Origin of the sequence: Bradyrhizobium sp. 22 (assembly GCF_000482425.1) — a bacterium.
Taxonomy (GTDB): Bacteria; Pseudomonadota; Alphaproteobacteria; order Rhizobiales; family Xanthobacteraceae; genus Bradyrhizobium; species Bradyrhizobium japonicum_B.
The window spans coordinates 159,368-175,297 of sequence record NZ_KI519400.1 but is presented as its reverse complement, the minus strand read 5'-3'; the positions used below and the strand labels follow the sequence as shown (position 1 = coordinate 175,297).

Here is a 15,930-nt window from a genome sequence, read left to right as displayed (position 1 = left end):
AGTCGTTGCCGGACAATTTGGAGGTTGGGTACCCGTCGGCGCAGAACAGGCGTCGTCAGGTTATGAGGTCGCCTGGCAGATAGCCGGCACGGACCAATTCACGATCTGGTCCACTGATAGCAGTGGCAACTATGTTAGCCACACCGGTACGGTCTCGGGGGCCAGTGTTATACTGGAGCAGGCCGAGAGCAGATTCCACCAGGATCTGAATGCGGATGGAGTGGTAGGGACCTCGGCCTCAGCGAGTGGGATCGCCGATGGACATAGTTTTCACTTCAATAACGGTCCTCTATCAGGTTCGACTGATCAGGTATCGTGGGTTGTTGAGGTAGGGAACTCAATTCCAGACCTTGTTTCAACTTCATCGGCGGACGGCGGTGAGTCAGATCCCAGCTCTTCTCCGTTCACCGAACACCTTCATCAAAACGGCGTTGGCCACGAATTGGTTGTTGTCGAAGGCTTCCTAATTCGGTAACATTTTGCTGCCTGTTTCCGTCGGAGGGAATTTCCCCCTCGCGAGGCCATAGCCGCCCCTAGAAGTTTTTCGCGTGGTCGACCGAGCTTCCGAAGGTCGCAAGCGCTAGTCTGCGATAGGTAACATTCGCGCGCACTCTGGAGTTGCTTGGTCTCCCATGGCGCTTGCGTGATGGCGCGCTTGCGACGGGACCACTGGACGCTCCACGATCTCGTCGGTCCTTCTCAATCACCACTCAGTCCTCGGCAATTATCGGCTCTGATTCAACGGGGCTGAAATCCGAACCGCTCCAAGACGCCATGCCGACGATAGCTGGTCCTTCATCAATTTTCTGCCGGGTAAAGGATAGCCTGCAATCTCTCGACAACAAACTTAGCTTTTGCGGCCTCTCCTTCTTCGTTCAGATGACAATTGTCCAGGAACCATTCGTCCTTTGTCTGGAACTTCTCAGGATCGAGGTAGATTAGGTCGTGATCCGCAGCGATGCGCTGCATGATTCGTAAATTGCGGTGGAGCGCGATCGTAAAGGCGTGTTCCCTGCCAACCATATCTGGACGATTGCGCGACAGATTTTCTTCCTTGGCCTGGACGAAGCCAAACAGAACCGGGACGGCTCCATCCTCTTGAATATTTCGCACGAGCAGGGACAAGTTTCGTTCGAAGCCTTGGGTGGGCGCATGAAGAGCCGAGTCCATCGCCTCAGGTGGAGCTGGCAGTCCGCTGGTGGGGGCCGGTACGAAGACAGTGGCCTGCTCGTTCCAATTCGATGCATAAAGAAGCTTCGCGGGCCATCCGCCCCACCTCAATATGCCACGGTCCAAACTGCCCGGGGTTGGCCGGGAGGCTGCCGCCCTGAGATGACTGTATTCGGGATTGTAGTGAGGGTGCATCATCGCCATCACGTCGTTTCCGCCCTCGTGAACAATCACGATGTCGGGCTTCAGATAGCGGTGACGGAATATGTATCCGGCCAGCAACTCGGCGGTCGTTGCCGATGACAGGCCAGCGTTAATGACTTGAAATCCTGGCCCAAGCAATTGCTGAAGTACGCTCGGCCACGCGTAAGCTGGATTGAGGATATAAGGATAACTATAGGTCGTCGATCCTCCCAGGACCAAGACCTTTTTGGGTTTCAAGCCAGGCGGCCGTTCCGGCTGAGGAACGATCCTGTATCCAGATCCATCGTGCTGGAGAAAGCCGTTTGCAGAGAAATTCGGTCGGTTTACGTATAAAAGATAGGGATGCGGGAGGATAGCACTGTCGTCGCCGTAAATATCGCCGCGGCGGCCCTCTACGAAGTCGACGATCCTGATCCCGTTCTGGTGCTTTGCCTGAAAATCGTCTGACTGATAAGCCAGTTTTGCCCCGAAATTAAACCAAAGCGCAGACAGTACCAGCGAGCCGGAAAGGAGCGCGATGGTCATCGCCAATCGGATCCCTCGCCGAATCATTGTCTTGTTGCCCTACACATTGCGCCATGTTTTCAGAAATGGCACACTATCCCAGGAGGAGCAATGGTCGCGAAGCACAGCGGCTGACCGTAATGCAGATGCGAGCGTTGTGGTGACGTATACTGCTAACCGGTCCAATCGCACCAAAGTCGCGCTGGGATAGCGGGGCTAGCCCGGTCTAGCTAAGCAGTCGGGGGCGTGCAGTTGCGGGCCGAGGGTCAGTACGTGGTAGCGGATGCTGCGCAGCAGGCGTCCTCCCTCGTGAACCGCGAAAATGCATCAACGATCTCGTTGTCCTCTCCAGCAGTCTGACGAAGTGCAGTATAGTTCGGACGGATTCTGACGGGGTGTCGCCGTGCGGTTCTCCAGGCAGCGCATAGTGGACGTTTACCCAGCTTGGTCGTGCGTTCTGCGCCGGCGGCCGGACAGCTGCAGTACCAACGAACTTGTCGACATATTTGACCGAACCTGATAGCTGATCGCTTGGCGACAGAGCATCAATAGCCATCGTGGCGAGCCAAATTCCCATACAGATGCTAACCCCATTTCGACAGCTTGCAATCTCCGTGCTGCGGCGCGTGGTTGGCCGAAAAGACGTGCGGTCCTACGTTCGTCTCCGCAGGCTCGCCTTGGAAAAGAAGCTGTTCACGACGCCGATCTCACTTGCTGAGTTGCGGTCCGCGTTTCAGAGGCTCGGTATCAGGCCAGGAATGACCGTCTGGGTCCAGTCGTCCTGGAACGAGTTCTATAATTACTCAGGGAAGCCGTCGTCGGTTATCGATTTGCTTCTCGACATGATCGGTCCCGAGGGAACGCTGGTGATGTCCGCGATCCCCCTCAAGGTTGACGACCGTAAGATTCTCGAAGTCCACAGAGAACCCGTATCCACCGGCCTGATCGCAGAAACATTCAGGCGGTACCGGGGGGTCAAGCGCAGCATTCACAATTCGTCGTCGGTTATTGCGTTGGGGCCGCGCGCGGAGTTTCTCGTAAAGGACCACGAGACGACGGAGACCCCGTGGGATCCCGAATCCCCCTATCAGAAACTAATGGAAGTCGATGCTCTCTGTGTCGGGCTGGGAGTAGGGAGGTTTCTTGCGACCCTGACGCCCCTGCATGCCGTCGAAAGCATTCTTCGCCGCGAGAATCCGGACTTTGCCGCGATTTTTCACGGCTCGACCACATATCGGTGGCGTACCCGCGACGGGAATGAGGGAACGCACACCTATCTCAACCGCAATGGCCCCTTCGATGCAGCGTGGCTCGGCCGATATTATCCCCGCGACCAGTACATCGAATTCCGTCTGTCGAACTTGTGGATGTGGTCAATTCCGGCACGCGACGCGATCATGACCGGCGTGTCCCTCGGTCGCCGTGGTATCAACATGTACAGGATGCCTTGGCACAGGCGCCTCATGACCTGATACTATTTCATTGAAATTAAACGAGAAAACTCTGGTTGAAGCAACGCCGATCGGAGTATATGAAGGCGTTTTCTCAACCTCGAAGGGCTTGGATAGTGGATAAGCAGGCAGACGTAATTGGCCGATTGCAGGCTATTTTCCGGGAGGAACTCGATCTCCCGAATTTGCAGATTTCGGCGCAGTCGACACCTGACGACGTGGACGGATGGGACAGCCTTGCGACAATTCGTATCGTTGCTGCAGTCGAAAGAGAGTTCGACCGCGAGTTCGATGCTGCGCAGATCGAGAGCGTGCGCTCGGTGAGCGATTTGATCTCGATGATCGACGCGTGACGTTGCCCAGTTCTTCTCAGTCCGAGCGAGCCTGTCGTGATCAAGCCGATGATGAGGTGGCTGCCGCAACCCACGGCAAGTGACATCGAGCTCAGCCGCAGCCTTGTCGGAAGCGGTGTCGCTGATCTGGTTCGCCTGGCGCAACATGAATGGGACGCAGGCGGCCTTCGGCGTCTTGCGACATGCCTGGCCGGAATTCAGTCATTGGATGGTCAGTCCAGTGGCCTGCAGCCGGTTCGCGTGTTGCTGCTCTCAAATTCCACGTCCCGGCACCTGAAGGAAACCCTGATCGGAACCGGGCTCCGGCATGGATTGCGTGTCGATGTCATGATCTCGGAATACGAAGATCCCGAAGTCTCGCTGGAGCGCGACCGTGACGGCATCGGCACTTTCAATCCGGACATCGTGGTCCTCGCGATGGACGTGCATGCTTTCGGCTTGCGAGCGGCGCCCGGAAATCCCGAGGCCGCCGTGGCAATCACGAATCGGGCAATCGATCGCCTGCGTGCAATCCGCGAGAGCATCCGTTCCTCGCTCAAGAAGCCTGTCATCTTTCAGACTTTGACGCCGGATCCCGCGCACGTCAGGCTGCATGTCGATCGGTTGATACCGGGCTCGCACGCGGACCTTGTTGGCCGGGTCAATGCAGGATTGTCCGATTTTGTGCGAACCAGCGGCGACCTGCTGCTGGACGTCGCGATGCTGTCCGAAAGGGTCGGTCAGGAGAATTGGAATTCCGCGCGGCACTGGGCTTTGGCCAAGTATCCGTTCGCGCCAGAATACGCGCCGCTTTATGCGGAGCATTTGGTTAGGCTGATTGCGCTGAGGTTCGGCAAGTCCCGCCGGGTTCTCGTCCTCGATCTGGACAACACCGTTTGGGGCGGCACCGTCGGCGACGACGGCAAGGAGAACCTGCTGCTCGGCCCCGGCAGCCCGGTTGGCGAAGCTCATTGCGCGCTCCAGGCCATGGCGAAGGAATTGCGCGACCGCGGTATCGTGCTCTGCGTTTCCTCCAAGAACGAGGAGAGCGTTGCACTGGATGCGTTTCGCACGCACCCGGAGATGGTTCTAGTCGAGGAAGACATCGCCGTTTTCCAGATCAACTGGACCGACAAGGCGGCCAACCTGCAGGCGCTGTCGGACATTCTCAACCTCGGCCTCGATAGCTTTGTCTTTCTGGACGACAATCCTGCGGAGAGGGCGCAGATCCGCTTTGCTCTGCCTCAGGTCGCCGTGCCTGAGCTGCCCAAGGATGTGACGAAGTGGATCCCGGTCTTCCAATCCGCCTGCTACTTCGAGACGACCGGGTTCACGGCGGAAGACTGCGAGCGGGCCTCCTACTATCGGGCCGATGCCAGGCGCACGGCCCAACTGAAATCGTTCGCGCGACAGGAGGATTATCTCCAGTCGCTCGAGATGGAATTGCAGATCAAACCGTTCGACGCGATCGGGCGCAAGCGGATCGCGCAATTAATCGCAAAGTCCAACCAGTTCAACTTGACGACCAGACGTTATTCGGAAGCAGATGTGGCGTCGGCGGAGGCCGACTCACGTCGCATCACCTTGCAGATGCGGCTCAGTGACGTCTTTGGCGACAACGGCATGATTGGCGTCATCATCGCGGACATCGGTGCCGATGCGATCGAGATCGATACGTGGCTGATGTCCTGCCGCGTGCTCGGTCGCGGCGTTCCCGAGGCGACGCTAGATTGGCTCGTCGCTCGTACCCGGCAGCTGGGCAAGAGGTTCGTGCGCGGCGTCTATATCCCGACACAAAAGAACATGATGGTCGCGGATCATTATCGTAATCTGGGGTTCGAATTGACCAGCGAGCGTCCGGGCGGCGAAACCGCCTGGGAGCTCGCCGTGGACACTTATCAGGACAAGAAGCCACCCATCCGCATTCGCGATGCCGTTGGCGCGCATTGAGGGAGAGATATCTTGAGCACGGCATCAAGCCTGATCGATGAACAGCTTTTTCCGCAGCTCGCCGCGCTGGTGCGGACTCAGTATGAGAGGACTCCGGCGCATCGTGCCTACCTCGAGATGCGGTTCTCGCATGCGTCGGCGGAAGATTTCACGACGCTCGAGGAGCTGGCCAGCCAGATTCGCCAGATCGCCGGTCCGCGCCTTGGCGAAATCTGTGACGGCTACGATTTCATTTGCAAGATCGTTCGAGAAGAAGAAATCTTCTTCCGACGGAAAGGGCGATACAGGCTGCAGACTTTCGAGGAAGCCAATCGCCTCGTCTACAGCAACACCGAATACATGGGCAGGTACATGGATGGCCTGCTTTTGACCCAGATCTACTGGTCGAACCACACGGCGTGCTATCAATTCTATCGCAACGTATTCCTGAAGCAGGCGCCTGCCGGTTACGACTATCTGGAGATCGGTCCGGGGCACGGGCTGCTCCTCTATCAGGCTCTCAAGGACGAGCGATCGGGCAGCGTGAAGGGCTGGGATGTCAGCAAGGCGAGCATCGGCCAGACATGGGACGCGCTTACAATCCTCGGCATGTCGGACAAACGGCCCGAGCTTGTTCTGCAGGACTTGTACGCCGTCCCGGACGACAGTGCAAAATTCGATTGCATCACATTTTCCGAAGTCCTTGAACATCTGGAGGATCCCAAGGGCGCCTTGCTCAAACTGCGTTCCCTGCTCAAGCCCGGCGGTCGCCTGTTCGTGAACGTCCCAATAAACAGCCCTGCGCCGGATCATCTCTATTTGTTACGAACGCCGGAAGATGCCGTTGACGCTGTTAGGCAAGCTGGGTTCGAATTAGAACGTGCGGAGTTTTTTCCGATGACAAACCACACGTTGGATCAGGCGCGTAAGCATAAGCTTACCATTTCAGCGTGCATTGTTGGACGATCGAATTGACGTTATCTTCCATCCATCCTGAGATGAGCTTCGATCACATTGGTCTCGTTGTCCGGGATTTGAAGGTAGGGTTTAATACTGTTTGTGCTTTGTTGCCTATCGCTTCAGCAACGCAGGTCTATCACGATGAGCTGCTTGGAGTTTCCGTGCAATTCCTGCGCGATGTGACCAATGTCGTCTTCGAACTCATCTCGCCACTCGGTGCTAATTCTCCGGTTGCAAAGATCGCAACATCCCGCAGGGGAGTGATCAATCAGGTTGCGTACCGGGTTAAGGATCTGTCGGAAGCGGGGCGATACTTCCGCGCTCATGGTGCCACGCCAACGGGATCGGCAAAGGCAGCGATCGCCTTTGGCGGTGCGCCGGTCCAGTTCTTTCTCACCTCAGAAGGGTTCATAGTGGAGCTTATCGAGGGCGATGGAGCTGTGCGCAAGTTTCTTCCAGTGTAGCCGGAGCGAACTCCAGCCTCTTGGTCAAGAACCTGATCTCGGTCGAGCGCAGCAGCGTCCGTAACGCGATCCAAGGTGCCGAGTACAGTCCGTGGGCCGCATCCTCATGGTTGCCCTGGGCCCAGCGTTCGGGCTCGATGATCGGGCCTATTTTGCAATTGGCTTCGTCTGACTGCTGAAGGCCGAGTTAGTCGTCGGCCAGCAAATGATATATTCCTCCCCGTTCCGGGCATCCTCTCAACCTACGGTTTTGGTGGGACAAGACCCCAATGCTACTCGCTGCGTTTGCTCTGGCGAGGCTTGGCCCAATCCTAGGGATCATCGGCTTCGATTGAGGTCTCCAAACGCGCGCCGCATGCCCTTAATCACGGATGGAGCGATCGTCTCTGGGTTGAAGCGGCCGCCTAGGCCAAACAAGGGCTGAAATCCCTCCACCTCGTAGCCACCTTCCGGAATCTGTGCCGCGGTGGGAAGATAGCCGAACAGCGCGCCAAGGTAACCTGCATAAAGCCTGATCCGGCCCGCCGGTCGTGGGACGGCTTGATCTAGGATACGCTCCCAGTCGACGCAGGGTTCCGCTGACAGCGCAACGATTTCGAGCTCTTCGCCGATCTGGACGAGCTGGACAGCCAGCAGCTTGTCAGGAGCTGCCCCCGCAAAAAACTCGCCAAGCGGGATTTGGGCTGATCCGGTTCGCAAGGCAGAGGGTGACAGCCGCCTGGCCGGGCTCCCCTCGACGATGTCGCAGACTGCTGCAGCCAGGCTTTGGCTCCAGTACATCCAGTCCTTCACCGAAGGGGGAGGAAACGTTGGACCCGATGCAATAGTGCGGATCACCCGGCGAAGCCGCTCGCGCATGCCGGCACGCTGCGAGGCCGGCATGTTCGGTCGGACGTCGCCGCAAAAACCTTGCGCAAACACGCATGGTATTTCGCCAAAGCGCTCTCGCAGTGCGCGGCGCACGACCCCGGGATAATCTGCGCTAATGACATTGTCCGGAACCACCGCCGTCGGATGACAGGTGTAGTGCCAGAGCATGCCGAGTACTTGTCCATCATCGACTTTGCGAAGCAGCGCAACCGTAGCGCATTCGTCCTTGGGACCTGACGGGTTTGGTGCAAAGCTCATGCTCGTCAGCCTGAAGCCGTAGGTACGTCCAAAGGTCGGAAATGGCCAATAGCGGCGGCGGTTGATGGAATGCTCCAGCCGCCCCCGAAATACCTCCAAGTTAATCTCGGCGGGCTGCTGGCGCCCAAGCCCGCGCACCAGGTTTTCCGTGGCCTCGGCCACCTCGCCGACGAATTCGACTTCCGGAATTCCGAGACGCGCGCAAGCCTGATCGGTTGCCGGAGCGCTGTGCGTGTGCGACGCTAGGAGCATGACCTCATCGGGCTGGAATCCTATCCGGTGAAGTTTCTCGATGATCAGATTCTGAAGCTCCGTTCCGATTATCATGAGGTCGAAGCTGAAGATCAGGCAGCGCTGTCCGGAGCATTCTAGCAGAACGACCGAAATCTCGATCGGGTCGAGGACGGTCGATGTCGCCTCGCGCGATAGATAGCCCGCTAGCCGGACCGGCCGGTCTCGCGGGGTCACCTCGCATGAGGCGGCACGTGCAAGCAATTTCGCCGACGACTCCAGCTGACCTTTTAAATGTGCCATTGTTGTATTGACCAGCTCTTTGCTCATCGCGTAAGTCAAACCAAAGGCTGCAGTTCAACAGAGTTGCCGCAAATGGCGGCCGGGCGTACCGCTCTTCGTGGCGCGGAGCAGCATGAGCGTCGCAAGCTCATTCTTTGGCCCGCGTGGATTGGGGACCATCCAGTATTGGTGAGCTGCAACCCATCACTGCGACTAACTGTCGGAAATGCCAATAGCGGCGGCGGTTGACAGATTGATTAAGTTGTCCTTGAAATAGTTTCAGCGTTGCATTCGTCCGTTCTTGCTGGAGCATGTACAAGACCAGCCCGTCTGAGGCTGCGGCAAGATCGTGGACGAAATTTGCTTCGAGAATGCGAACGGCCGAATAGGTGTGATCGGTCGCAGGTGCAAAGTGGTTGTGAGAGGCCAGAAGAACAATTTCTGCGGGTCGAAACGCCAGCTTGGCTAGCTTGTTGTGGATCTTCTCAAGCTCAGAACCGACGAACAGCAGGTCGAAAGAAAACATCAGGCAACGCTGTGCGAAGCCCTCAAGCAGAACCACGGAAATTTCGATGGGATCAAGGATCGTTGAGGCTGGACGTGTTCGCGAAGCATATCCGGCTAGGCGAATTGGCTGGTTGCGGGGGGACACGTCGCAGGAGGTTGCTCGGGCAAACAATGTTAGGGTTCCGATGAACAATGACGGATAACCCCAACTGGGATGAAAATCCAAGTATATTTTGGCCTCATCATGAACATCGAGCTTTGAGGCTGTCTGATCATCAAACTTTGAGCGCAATCTCCGCTTCATCGGGCCCGCAAGCCGATAGCGTTTTTTCGGAATGCTATTGATGCGAGGTGGCACATATGGCGAAAGCGTGAAGCCCTCGATTTCCAGCCGAGCTCTGCGCATTTTTGGAGGATGGTCGGCGAACATCTTTCAGCTGCTGGTTTCCCTGACGCAGCAAATCGTTCTGATCCCACTCTTTTTGAGATATTGGGGAAGCGACACTCTCTCCGCATGGCTGACGCTTTTTGCCGCCGGTAGTCTTGTGTTTGCTGCTGATGCTGGCTTGCATGCCTGGACTCTAAACCAGTTTCTTTCATTCAGGGCGCAACAAGATACAGATCTCAAAGCCGGTCGATACTATCGGGCAGCACTGCCGATTTTCGTGTGGTTCGCGGCATTTCTCACTGTCCTTCTTCTCATCGGAATTCTGAGTTTCCCACCATCGAAGGTGTTAGGTTTCGGCTCCGAGCCGCACTTCGATCTGGAATTCGCCGTCATGACTGTCGGTATGGTCGTGACATTGCCGGTCAATCTGGCCGCGGCCCTCTATCGCGCGAGCGGACGTTATCAGCGCATCGTGAACGTCCAGACCTTTGGAATGCTGATCGCCCAGATCGGCCAGATCGTCGGAGTGGTGACGACCGGAAATTTGCTCGTCGTCGTCGTCGCTTACGTCGTTGGCCAGATCGCGACGACGCTGTATATTCTAACGATTGATGTACGTCGGCATTTTCCCTTTTTGAAGAATAGTGGGGGCTCAGAAAGTTCTCTTCGGTGGGTCGTAAAGCAATTTGCAGGAGCTTTGCCGTTTGGAGTTATGAACTTCACCGAGATCGGGCTCAGTTACGTTTCTATTCTTCTGATTGGCGCGTTTGTTTCGGACCGCACTGCAATCGCTCAATGGGGATTAACGCGCACGATTGCTGCCTTGTTGAGAGGGCTTTCCTTTCAGATGTCTCTTCCACTGGCCGCTGAGCTTGGATATGATCACTCCGTTGGATCTCGCGACAGTCTTAATAGGCTGTATGCGAGAGGGTCGGCTGTTCTGATGGCCTTCGCCGCGGCTACCACTGCTGGTGCGTTGGCTTTTTGGCAGGACTTCTTTACGATTTGGACCCACGGAGCCGTTCCCCATAACGGGACCCTGACTGCGACATTGCTTCTTGGCTCATGCGTCGGCTTACCGGCATTGCTGGCCCTCAACTACGCGAATTATAGCAATCGAGGTAATTTGCTGCTGAAGACGAAATCCCTGCAGTTGGCGATTTTCGCTACGCTTTCGTTCTTGTTAATTCCACCATTTGGACCTTTGGGGGCCGCAATCGCGCTGGTGGCGAGCGACATTGTGGCTCAAGCGGGAATCCTGTTCTCTCTCGTTGCCAAGGAGGTACTCAAACGTCCGCTAGCCCACGCGTCGTTTCTGATAGTAGGAATGATAGTCATTCTCGTGCTGGGTTGGGCGCTGGGGGGAGTTATCAGACACCTCGTGCCTGGCATGGGTATGGTCCATTTTCTCGTGGAATGTGCCACTTGGTTGATTGCGATGGGAATGGTTGCATCTCCTTTGCTCAATAGGGCGTTTCGGGAAAAGCTTGTTGCATTTATCCCTCACTGATCCGAGGAGACGAGGAACGGCACCGAACGCATTCCGTTCAAGACTTATCGCTTTGGCGGTGTAGCGCTCCTTCATTTATGAATTATCCAATTTCATCAATTGGATAGATCGAATATTAGGGGCATTGTGCGCTCGCGCTCGTTCCGTTACCACTGGCATCGCATCGCTGGCACCCGAATTGCCAGCCCTGGGCTGCAGTCGAGGGAACCCGTCAAGTGGAAATGAGCAGATCAACCAAATCGGCAATTGCGAGGACGATCCGCGCTAATCCAATTGCGCGTAAACTGGCCCATCTTGCTGAGGTGGCGCTTTTCGGATCCGAGATCCGGGAAATTTTTGCGAAGGGCCTGTTGGCCAAATACTACCGTAGCATGTTTCGCCGTCAGTGGGCTTGGCAGGTCTACGGCGAGCCGCATTTTAGCATTCATTCCGGCGCCTTTTTCGGACTGCTCAATGGCGATCTGGGACAGGGTATTTACGCCTTCACGCGGGCATTCCTTTCAGCCGAGATCATCCGAGAGGGCGACAATGTGCTAGATATCGGTTGTGGCGATGGCAGTTTTACCAAGCGCTTCTATGCTCCTCGATCTGCTCTTGTCGATGCCATCGACATCGAAGAAAGTGCCATCAGCTACGCAACGACGCACAACGGTGCGGTGAATATCAGCTATCGCCGACTTGATGCGGTGAATGAGCCATTTCCTCGTTTGGGATACGACGTGATTATCTTCGATGGTGCCATCGGACATTTCACACGCGAAGGCTCTTCTGCTGTCCTGGAAAAGATTTCCTCGGCGCTTGCTCCTCAAGGCGTATTTTGCGGTTCTGAAAGCATTGGTCCGGAAGGGCCGGATCACTTGCAGATATTCCAGACCATTGACGACCTGCGCTCGTTGTTGCAGGAGCGGTTTCGGCACGTTCGCGTCAAGCAGCAGAGATACCCTGTAGAATTAATGGCTAATGACCGCATCGAGGCTTATTGGCGTTGCGCGAATGCCGATGGCGTTCTCGATGAATTTGACTGGAAATAGCGTGGATTACCATTTGACCGCTGGCGCTCAACGAATAGCTTGCCGCTGCCGGGCGCCACACGTTTTGGGTTGCAGTGACTTTACCCTTGCGGTAATCAGCGGATCCTGAAGCGTTTTGACATTTCCAGGCTTGACGGGGTGGAACGATTTGAATGCGTTGGGTGCGAAGAGTCCAACATTTGGTGGATGTCTATGGACGCGGATTGCCAACAATCAGCCAGCACGTTCACGATGCGAAGGTTCTGGCGGCAAAGGCGCTGGTTTCGCAAATCGCAAGTTTGGGAACGCTTGATGATATTCGGATAGCCGAGTTCAAGGTATTCTCTCAATTTGGCGAGGACGGCATCATCCAATATTTGGTCAGAAAGGCACAAATTGCGCCGCAGAACCACACTTTTGTCGAGTTCGGCGTCGAGTCTTATGATGAGGCCAATACGCGCTTTCTTGTCCTCAACGATAATTGGAGGGGGCTGATCATAGACGGCTCCTCCTCCAACATCCGCAGGGTGCGCAACAGTTCAATCTATTGGCGTCACAATCTCACAGCGGTTGACGCGTTCATCGACGCTGACAATATCAATGACATCATCCGGAGTGCGGGCGTTTCCGGCGAGATAGGTCTGCTCAGCATCGATATCGATGGAAATGACTACTGGATTTGGGAAAAAATCGACGTCATAAGTCCGGTCCTTGTTGTGGCAGAATACAATAGCGTTTTTGGTGCGCGGCACGCGGTGACCGTCCCGTACCAGAAGAATTTCGTGCGCGCCCGTGCCCATAGTTCCCAACTATACTGGGGCGCCTCTCTCAAGGCGCTGGTTGAACTTGGTCGCCGCAAAGGCTATGCGTTTGTAGGCTCCAACAATGCCGGCAACAATGCCTTCTTCATCCGGCTAGATCGGCTCAATGGCCAGAAGGAGTTGACCGCCGAAGAAGGTTATGTGGAATCGCAGTTCCGTGAATCCCGAGATGAGAATGGAAACCTGACATTCCTCTCGGGGGCGGCCCGCCTGCATGCCATTTCGGAAATGCTGGTTTTCGATCTTGAACGGAATGCGGTTGTCCGACTCCGCGATCTGAATTGATCTCCTTGCTGAAGAATTGGGGGTGCCGAATGGCTTTCGAGGTAGTTGAGCGCGATGGCAGACGATATGCCGAGATCATCTGGGCCGATACTTCCGTCGAAAAGACCATATTTTTCTCCCCAATGGAATCATCCTTTCAGTTCGGTCTCCTCGCGCACGAGGCGAGTTTCATTGAGACGCCGCACTATCATCCGCAGATCAAACGAACGATCAACGATTTGCAGCAGATGTTCGTCGTTCAGAGGGGCGTCATCGCAGTAGATTTCTTTTCCGATAGCGGGGAGCGGTTTCGCGAGGTCATTCTACGGCAAGGCGATGCAATCCTACTTATTGATGGCGCGCACTCGGTGCGAGTGATCGAGACGATGCAATGCGTGAGCGTCAAGCAGGGTCCGTTCCTCGGAGCCGAGCGAGACAAGGTCGACATAAGAGTTAAGCAATGATCCCAGTTTTTGAGCCAATGATTGGCGATACGGAGATCGCCTATGTCACGGATGCGTTGCGCCGAGGTGAGATTTCCGGAAACTTCGGCACCTATCTGGATCGCTTCGAGCAGGGGTTCGCGGCTTATTGCGGCTGCAAGCACGGCATAGCGGTGACTAGCGGCACGACCGCCCTTCACCTCGCTGTTGATGCTGTCGGAATTGGATCGGGGGATGAGGTCCTGATCAGCGCCAGTACAAATATTGCGACTGCACTCGGGGTCTACCACAACAATGCGATGCCGGTTCCTGTTGACTCAGAGAATGTGACTTGGAACCTAGATCTTAATCTTCTAGAATCATTGATAACGCCGCATACGAAGGCAATTATTCCGGTCCATCTGTTCGGCCATCCAGTCGACATGGATCAGTTGATGGACATTGCGAGGCGCCATGGCCTTTTCGTGATTGAGGACTGTGCCGAATCTCACGGTGCGACTGTGAGGGGGCGCATGACCGGTAGTTTCGGCGATATGGCCTGCTACAGCTTCTACGCGAACAAGGTGATCACCACCGGAGAGGGCGGCATGGTGGTCACCAATGATGACCGTTTAGCCGAGCGGCTCCGTCTGCTGCGCAACCTGGGCTTCACCAAACCCCGTTTCCGCCACGATGTGGCAGGCTACAACTTCCGTATGACAAGCTATCAGGCGGCGATGGGACTCGCCCAGCTGGAAAAGATCGACACGATCATCGGCAAGAAACGCCGGGTGGCCGCCAAGTATAATGAGTTATTAGCGGAGGTGCCGGGCCTTCGGCTGCCCTTGGAGCTCAACTGGGCCAAGAATGTCTACTGGATGTACGCAGTAACAGTGGAACCCGAGTTTGGCTTGAGCAGGGACGAGCTGGCCAGCAGGCTTGCGCAGGCGAACATCGAAACGCGTACCTTCTTCTGCCCGATGAATCGCCAGCCTGTCTTGAGGAAACTTCCCGGGTTTCGCTTAGATGACTGTCCTGTTGCCGACAGGCTGTGGGAAACCGGCCTCTATCTGCCGTCCTCACCAACCTTGTCCGACGAGAAGCTAGAATTGGTTCGCGACGCGATCGTCGCTGCAAGGAACTGATTTTTCAGATGCACGTCGCTGTGGTTCTGCGCGATATTGAGCCGCAGGCTGGAGGTGGGTTTACCTTCATCCACGATGTCGCTGACGCTCTTTTTGGTCTTGCCGCCGAAAGTCCGCACCGCTTCACGGTGCTGGCACCTGATGCTTACGCGGATTCGATCCGCGGGCGCAAGCTGGCCAAAAACGTGACCATCGTTGCGAGCAGCGCGTCGTCCTTACTCGACCGCGCAACCTCGTTGCTGCGCCACTATTTGCCGATCTTCGGCTATTTCTGGCACCGAGCTAGCCGGCTCGAGCGGCAAGTCACCTCGCTTGGCATAGACATCGTTTGGCTCCCGGGCGGGACCTACGAGACATATGATACTCCCTACATCACCACCGTCTGGGATGTTCAGCATATCACACACCCCTGGTTTCCCGAAGTCAGCGCGAATTGGACCTGGGATCATCGGGAACTGTTTTTGACGCGCCATCTGCGTCGAGCAACCTCAATCATCGTGGGCACGCGTGTAGGCAAGGATGAGATCGTTGGATACTTCGGTGTCCCCGAGGAGCATATCGCGATTTTGCCGCATCCTACCCCGAGCTTCGCCTTACGAGCATCGATGACTGCCGTGCCGCAAGTGCTGCCGCCTGACGTTCCAAAGAACTACTTATTTTACCCAGCCCAATTCTGGCCGCACAAGAACCACATCAATCTGTTGAAGGCACTGCGACTTGTTCTGAATGAGGACCCTACCGCACCTGCGCTTGTTCTGGCCGGATCGGACAAGGGTAATCGCGCTTTCGTTGAGCGCTGCGCCGCCGAGCTCGGCATTTTGCACAAAGTGATCTTTCTCGGCTTCGTCCCCACGGGTAATCTGATTGCGCTGTACCAAAATGCACGTGCGCTGGTCTACCCGTCCTTTTCTGGTCCGGAAAACCTACCGCCCCTCGAGGCGTTTGCGCTGGGATGTCCCGCGATCGTCTCGAACTACCGGGGCGCCGAAGAACAATTGGGCGACGCGGCAATTCTGGTCGATCCGGCGAGCCCGGCCGCCATCGCTGAAGCCATCACGCGGGTGCTGACCGATGCATCGCTGCGGGTTCAATTGATCGAGCGTGGAAAGATACGTGCAGCCAAATGGACGGGCCGCGAATTCGTGAGCGGCGTATTTAATATCCTCGACGCGTTCGAGGCGCAGCGCTCCTGCTGGAAGTAGTCGCCC

The 15,930-nt window shown here is 56.2% G+C and carries 14 protein-coding genes and 1 pseudogene; 12 read left to right on the top strand and 3 right to left on the bottom strand.

Annotated features, from left to right (window positions below):
• Window positions 1-475 (top strand): annotated as a pseudogene (locus K410_RS39820) (hypothetical protein); the annotation flags it as partial.
• Window positions 476-798: 323 nt separating this feature from the next.
• Here the strand turns inward: K410_RS39820 and K410_RS0126210 are convergent.
• Window positions 799-1,899, bottom strand: coding sequence for an SGNH/GDSL hydrolase family protein (locus K410_RS0126210; protein ID WP_028137621.1), 1,101 nt, complete (start codon window positions 1,897-1,899; stop codon window positions 799-801).
• A gap of 656 nt (window positions 1,900-2,555) precedes the next feature.
• Between K410_RS0126210 and K410_RS0126205 the strand changes: the two genes are divergently transcribed.
• The 5 genes from K410_RS0126205 to K410_RS37255 all read left to right on the top strand — a co-directional run bounded on the left by K410_RS0126205 (window position 2,556) and on the right by K410_RS37255 (window position 7,014).
• Window positions 2,556-3,350: an AAC(3) family N-acetyltransferase gene (locus K410_RS0126205; RefSeq protein WP_196236066.1), complete on the top strand. Its 795-nt coding sequence runs from the start codon at window positions 2,556-2,558 to the stop codon at window positions 3,348-3,350.
• Window positions 3,351-3,445: 95 nt separating this feature from the next.
• Window positions 3,446-3,682 carry an acyl carrier protein gene (locus K410_RS0126200; RefSeq protein WP_196236065.1) on the top strand — a complete coding sequence of 79 codons (237 nt, stop codon included), beginning with the start codon at window positions 3,446-3,448 and terminating at the stop codon, window positions 3,680-3,682.
• 36 nt (window positions 3,683-3,718) lie between these two features.
• Window positions 3,719-5,611 (top strand): HAD-IIIC family phosphatase, encoded by a 1,893-nt coding sequence (locus K410_RS37260; RefSeq protein WP_080672247.1) that lies wholly within the window; start codon window positions 3,719-3,721, stop codon window positions 5,609-5,611.
• A 12-nt stretch (window positions 5,612-5,623) separates the two neighbouring features.
• On the top strand, window positions 5,624-6,565 hold the full coding sequence (locus K410_RS0126190; protein ID WP_028137618.1) for a class I SAM-dependent methyltransferase: 942 nt from the start codon (window positions 5,624-5,626) through the stop codon (window positions 6,563-6,565).
• On the top strand, window positions 6,562-7,014 hold the full coding sequence (locus K410_RS37255) for a VOC family protein (protein WP_155253696.1): 453 nt from the start codon (window positions 6,562-6,564) through the stop codon (window positions 7,012-7,014). Before K410_RS0126190 ends, K410_RS37255 begins: the two co-directional genes overlap by 4 nt.
• 318 nt (window positions 7,015-7,332) lie before the next feature.
• Here the strand turns inward: K410_RS37255 and K410_RS0126180 are convergent, their stop codons facing one another.
• Complete coding sequence (locus K410_RS0126180) at window positions 7,333-8,703, bottom strand: hypothetical protein (RefSeq protein ID WP_155253695.1); 1,371 nt, start codon at window positions 8,701-8,703, stop codon at window positions 7,333-7,335.
• A gap of 100 nt (window positions 8,704-8,803) precedes the next feature.
• Complete coding sequence (locus K410_RS39815; protein WP_155253694.1) at window positions 8,804-9,592, bottom strand: hypothetical protein; 789 nt, start codon at window positions 9,590-9,592, stop codon at window positions 8,804-8,806.
• Between K410_RS39815 and K410_RS0126170 the strand changes: the two genes are divergently transcribed.
• The 6 genes from K410_RS0126170 (at window position 9,534) to K410_RS37245 (ending at window position 15,924) form a co-directional block, all read left to right on the top strand.
• Window positions 9,534-11,060 carry an MATE family efflux transporter gene (locus K410_RS0126170; RefSeq protein WP_155253693.1) on the top strand — a complete coding sequence of 509 codons (1,527 nt, stop codon included), beginning with the start codon at window positions 9,534-9,536 and terminating at the stop codon, window positions 11,058-11,060. The genes K410_RS39815 and K410_RS0126170 overlap by 59 nt on opposite strands.
• A gap of 221 nt (window positions 11,061-11,281) precedes the next feature.
• Window positions 11,282-12,091 carry a class I SAM-dependent methyltransferase gene (locus K410_RS0126165; protein WP_155253692.1) on the top strand — a complete coding sequence of 270 codons (810 nt, stop codon included), beginning with the start codon at window positions 11,282-11,284 and terminating at the stop codon, window positions 12,089-12,091.
• Window positions 12,092-12,273: 182 nt separating this feature from the next.
• On the top strand, window positions 12,274-13,176 hold the full coding sequence (locus K410_RS0126160; RefSeq protein WP_433994215.1) for a hypothetical protein: 903 nt from the start codon (window positions 12,274-12,276) through the stop codon (window positions 13,174-13,176).
• A 29-nt stretch (window positions 13,177-13,205) separates the two neighbouring features.
• Window positions 13,206-13,619, top strand: coding sequence for a cupin domain-containing protein (locus K410_RS37250; protein ID WP_049820310.1), 414 nt, complete (start codon window positions 13,206-13,208; stop codon window positions 13,617-13,619).
• The gene (locus K410_RS0126150) at window positions 13,616-14,722 is read left to right on the top strand and encodes a DegT/DnrJ/EryC1/StrS family aminotransferase (protein ID WP_028137613.1); all 1,107 of its coding nucleotides are present in this window, start codon (window positions 13,616-13,618) and stop codon (window positions 14,720-14,722) included. The genes K410_RS37250 and K410_RS0126150 overlap by 4 nt, the downstream gene beginning before the upstream one ends.
• 8 nt (window positions 14,723-14,730) lie before the next feature.
• Window positions 14,731-15,924, top strand: a complete 1,194-nt coding sequence (locus tag K410_RS37245) for a glycosyltransferase family 4 protein (RefSeq protein ID WP_049820309.1) — start codon at window positions 14,731-14,733, stop codon at window positions 15,922-15,924.
• Window positions 15,925-15,930 lie beyond the last annotated feature (6 nt).

Excerpts from the sequence above, each read along its gene's own strand:
- K410_RS0126210 (WP_028137621.1), bottom strand. The coding sequence starts at position 1,899 with ATGACCATCGCGCTCCTTTCCGGCTCGCTGGTACTGTCTGCGCTTTGG.
- K410_RS0126180 (WP_155253695.1), bottom strand. The coding sequence starts at position 8,703 with ATGAGCAAAGAGCTGGTCAATACAACAATGGCACATTTAAAAGGTCAG.
- K410_RS39815 (WP_155253694.1), bottom strand. The coding sequence starts at position 9,592 with ATGTTCGCCGACCATCCTCCAAAAATGCGCAGAGCTCGGCTGGAAATC.
- K410_RS0126165 (WP_155253692.1), top strand. The coding sequence starts at position 11,282 with ATGAGCAGATCAACCAAATCGGCAATTGCGAGGACGATCCGCGCTAAT.
- K410_RS37250 (WP_049820310.1), top strand. The coding sequence starts at position 13,206 with ATGGCTTTCGAGGTAGTTGAGCGCGATGGCAGACGATATGCCGAGATC.
- K410_RS0126150 (WP_028137613.1), top strand. The coding sequence starts at position 13,616 with ATGATCCCAGTTTTTGAGCCAATGATTGGCGATACGGAGATCGCCTAT.
- K410_RS37245 (WP_049820309.1), top strand. The coding sequence starts at position 14,731 with ATGCACGTCGCTGTGGTTCTGCGCGATATTGAGCCGCAGGCTGGAGGT.